This is a genomic window from Fervidicella metallireducens AeB (assembly GCF_000601455.1).
GTDB classification, from domain to species: domain Bacteria; phylum Bacillota; class Clostridia; order Clostridiales; family Caloramatoraceae; genus Fervidicella; species Fervidicella metallireducens.
In genome coordinates this window covers 1-1,952 of sequence record NZ_AZQP01000109.1, presented here as the reverse complement: position 1 = coordinate 1,952, position 1,952 = coordinate 1, and the positions used below count along the sequence as shown (strand labels likewise).

Annotated in this window: 3 protein-coding genes and 1 pseudogene; all 4 read left to right on the top strand. The window is 30.2% G+C overall.

Annotation, left to right across the window (positions count from 1 at the left end):
- On the top strand, nucleotides 1-386 hold a 386-nt coding region (locus Q428_RS13860), incomplete at its 5' end, for a tyrosine-type recombinase/integrase (RefSeq protein ID WP_035381949.1).
- A 171-nt stretch (nucleotides 387-557) separates the two neighbouring features.
- Nucleotides 558-1,379 (top strand): TIM barrel protein, encoded by an 822-nt coding sequence (locus Q428_RS13855; protein WP_051515190.1) that lies wholly within the window; start codon nucleotides 558-560, stop codon nucleotides 1,377-1,379.
- A gap of 203 nt (nucleotides 1,380-1,582) precedes the next feature.
- Nucleotides 1,583-1,756 carry a DUF2281 domain-containing protein gene (locus Q428_RS15060; protein ID WP_084478413.1) on the top strand — a complete coding sequence of 58 codons (174 nt, stop codon included), beginning with the start codon at nucleotides 1,583-1,585 and terminating at the stop codon, nucleotides 1,754-1,756.
- Nucleotides 1,756-1,952, top strand: a pseudogene (locus Q428_RS13850) (type II toxin-antitoxin system death-on-curing family toxin); the annotation flags it as partial. The gene Q428_RS15060 and the pseudogene Q428_RS13850, both read left to right, overlap by 1 nt.

Here is a 1,952-nt window from a genome sequence, read left to right as displayed (position 1 = left end):
CAAATCAAGGGAAGGGAAGAAAGGATAGGTATACAGTTCTCTCAGAAATAGCATTAACTCAGCTAAGAAAATACTTTATGCTCTACAAACCTGAAACTTGGTTATTCACAGGTGGAAAAGATGCATCACACATAACAGAGAGAACAGTCCAAAGAATATTTGAGGATGCTTGTATAAAAGCCGGAATAAATAGAAAAGTAAGTGTCCATGCACTAAGACACTCATTTGCAACCCACCTTTTAGAAGGTGGTACTGACTTAAGATTCATTCAGGAACTCCTAGGACACTCAAGCTCAAAAACAACAGAAATATACACCCACGTTACACAAAAAAGCATCTCAAAAATCCAGAGCCCACTTGATAAAATAGTGCGATCTACTACGTAGACCAAATGGTTAATAGACGACACTACCGTCGCCTATTAACCTACATCATAAATTAAAACGACATAAATGTCATTTTAACAAACGTTATATGCAATAGTTACTTCAGGGTATTCCATTGAGGTAAAAAGAAAAAGTTTTTTCATCAATAAGAATTAATAGGAGAGTAAATTAATGAAAAAAATTATATTTGGTATGCCTACATTAATAGAGCTCGATACACTTGAAGATAACGTTAAATTATGTAAAAGATTAGGGCTGAATTTTATTGAATTGAATATGAATCTACCACAGTATCAGATAGAAAAAATAGATATACGTAAATTAGTCGAAATGCAAAGAAAAGAAAAAATTTATTTTACTTTTCATCTTCCCGAAGAAATAGATATTGCAAGTTACCATGAAAAGATAAAAAGAGTACATTTAGATACAATAAGAGAAGTTATAGAAATTTCAAAAATAATAAAATCACCAATTATTAATATACATATGAATTTAGGTGTTTATTTTAAAATGCCAGATTATAAGATATATTTATATGAAAAGTATTTTAATGAATTCTATAATAGTATATTAAATTTTAGAATGCTTGTTGAGGAATGGATAGGAGACAGTAACATTAAAATTTCTATAGAAAATACAGGAATATATAACTTTGATTTTATATTAAAAGCAGTGTCAGAATTATTAATAAGTGATAAATTTGTACTAACTTGGGACATTGGACATGATTATTCAAGTGGTGAAATTGATACAAAATTTATAATAGACAATATAAATAAACTTAAACATATGCATATTCATGATGCAAAAGGCAAAGATAATCATCTATCATTGTTTAGTGGAAATATTAATATAGAAGATAAATTAAATATAGCAAAAAATACAGGGTCTGCATGTGTAATTGAAACTAAAACAATAAAAGGATTAGAACAGTCGGTAAGAGAGTTAGAGAAGCTAGGGTATTCCTTAGGGGATAGCAACTACTGCACATAACATTGCATGGCCATTCGTGCTGGAGAGGGTCAAGCTCTGGGGTAAGCCAGCACACACCACAATAACTAAGCCAAGTCTGGCTAAGTTATTGTGGTGTCGGCCATGCGAAACGTTATGCGACATATTAAAGAATCTAGTGGAGGTTTTCAGATAAAATAGTGTATAATATAATAAATAATTATCATATATGAGAGGTGATATGTATGACACTAGCAGAAAAATTAGTGAAGGATTTCGAATCACTTCCAGAACTACAGAAAAGAGAAGTAATAGATTTTGTAGAGTTTTTAAAACAAAAACAACAAAAAGAAATGGAAAATTTAATGGATAGTATCATTTTCCAAAATGAAGAAGCCCTAAAGGAGTTAAGTAAATAATGAAAAGCATTGATTTAGATAATGTTTTATTATTTCATAAAAAGATTGTAGCAAAAACTGGTGGAAGTGATGGAGTTAGGGACATAAATTTAATTGAAAGTGCATTAAATAGGGCATATATAACCTTCGATAAAGAAGAGTTATATAAAGAAACTGAGATGAAGATTGCAGTAGTTACCCATAGCTTAGTAAGCAA